Annotated in this window: 3 protein-coding genes; all 3 read right to left on the reverse strand. The window is 73.3% G+C overall.

Annotated features, from left to right (window positions below; genetic code table 11):
• The coding region (locus P409_RS33910; protein WP_034849096.1) for a CinA family protein at positions 1-234 on the reverse strand (234 nt) is incomplete at its 3' end.
• Positions 231-719, reverse strand: coding sequence for a phosphatidylglycerophosphatase A family protein (locus P409_RS33915; RefSeq protein WP_052121700.1), 489 nt, complete (start codon positions 717-719; stop codon positions 231-233). The genes P409_RS33910 and P409_RS33915, both read right to left, overlap by 4 nt.
• Positions 719-1579, reverse strand: an 861-nt coding sequence (gene ispF / locus P409_RS33920) for a 2-C-methyl-D-erythritol 2,4-cyclodiphosphate synthase (RefSeq protein WP_034849102.1), incomplete at its 5' end; no start/stop codon positions are given. The genes ispF and P409_RS33915, both read right to left, overlap by 1 nt.

Consider the following 1579-nt stretch of genomic DNA (forward strand, 5'->3'; position numbering starts at 1 on the left):
GACGGCGCCCTTGTCGGCGATCAGCGGCGCCGGCACCCCCAGCAGCTCGGACTTGGCCGCGTTGGAGTAGGTGATGAAGCCGCGCTCCACGACATCGGAGGATCCGGCGATCGCGGTCAGCGCTGCGGCCACCAGCCCGCCGGTGCAGCTTTCGGCCGTCGCCAGCATCAGCCCCGCAGCCCGGCAGGCATCCAGCACCTGCGTTGCCAAAGCGAGGTCTGCGTCGTCGATCATATCAGCCCCCCTGCCAGGACCGCCGCGCCGATCGCGGCGACCGCCACGCCGGCGGCGATGTCGTCCATCATCACGCCCCAGCCGCCGCCCAGCTCCCGGTCCAGCCAGGAGATCGGCCAGGGCTTGGCGATATCGAGCAGCCGGAACAGGGCGAAGGCGAGGGGATAGAGCCAGAGCACGCCGGCGACCGGGGCCAGGGCCAGCAGCTGGCCGGCCACCTCGTCGATCACGATCGCGCTCGAATCCGCCTCGCCGCCGCGGCAGACGGCGCCCGAGGCCCAGACTCCGACCAGGCCGACGGCTACGCCGGCCACCGCCACGGCCAGCGGGCCGCCCAGCCACCACAACGCCCAGGCCAGGGGCAGGGCGGCCAGCGATCCCCAGGTGCCGGAGGCCATCCGGATCAGCCCGATTCCGCCCACCGTCGCCAGCAGCGTCGTCGGCTGCCAGAAGGTGCAGCCGGGCGGGAGCGGCCGGAACGGCATCAGCGCTCGATCCGGACGCTCGCGGACGCCTGCGCGGCGATGCCTTCCTCGCGGCCGGTGAAGCCCAGCCGCTCGGTCGTGGTCGCCTTGACGCTGACCCGCTCCGCGTCGAGCCCCAGGACCTCAGCGATCCTGGCGACCATGGCGGCGCGGTGCGGGCCGACCTTCGGCCGCTCGCACAGCAGGGTGACATCGACATTGAGGATGGTGCCGCGGGCCCGCACCAGCTCGCCGGCATGGGCCAGGAAGGCGGCGGAATCGGCGCCGCGCCAGCGCTCCTCCGACGGCGGGAAATGCTGGCCGATGTCGCCGGCGCCGATCGCGCCCAGCAGCGCGTCGGTCAGGGCATGCAGCCCGACATCGGCGTCGGAATGGCCTTCCAGCTTGAAGCCGTGGGGGATGCGGATGCCGCACAGGATGACGGCGTCGCCCGGGATCAGGCGATGCACGTCGAAGCCGGTGCCGGTCCGGATGTCGGCAGCGCCGCCGAGCAGTCGTTCCGCGCGGGTCAGGTCCGCCTCCGTGGTGATCTTGAAGTTGTCGACATGGCCTTCGACCAGGCGCACGGCGATGCCCTGGCGTTCCGCCACCGCGGCATCGTCGGTCAGCGCCTCGCCGGCCACGGCGCGATGGGCGGCCAGCAGGGCCGGGAAGCGGAAGCCCTGCGGCGTCTGAGCCTGCCACAGGCCGCTGCGGTCGACCGTGCCGGCAGCGATACCGGCTTCGGCCCGCTTGATCGTGTCGACCACCGGCACCGCGGCGATCGCCGCCTCGGCCTCGTCCAGGGCGTCCAGCACCCGGTCGATCGTGGCGCGGTCGACCAGCGGCCGCGCCGCGTCATGCACCAGCACCCGGTCGGG

Source organism: Inquilinus limosus MP06 (assembly GCF_000767795.1).
Taxonomy (GTDB): domain Bacteria; phylum Pseudomonadota; class Alphaproteobacteria; order DSM-16000; family Inquilinaceae; genus Inquilinus; species Inquilinus limosus_E.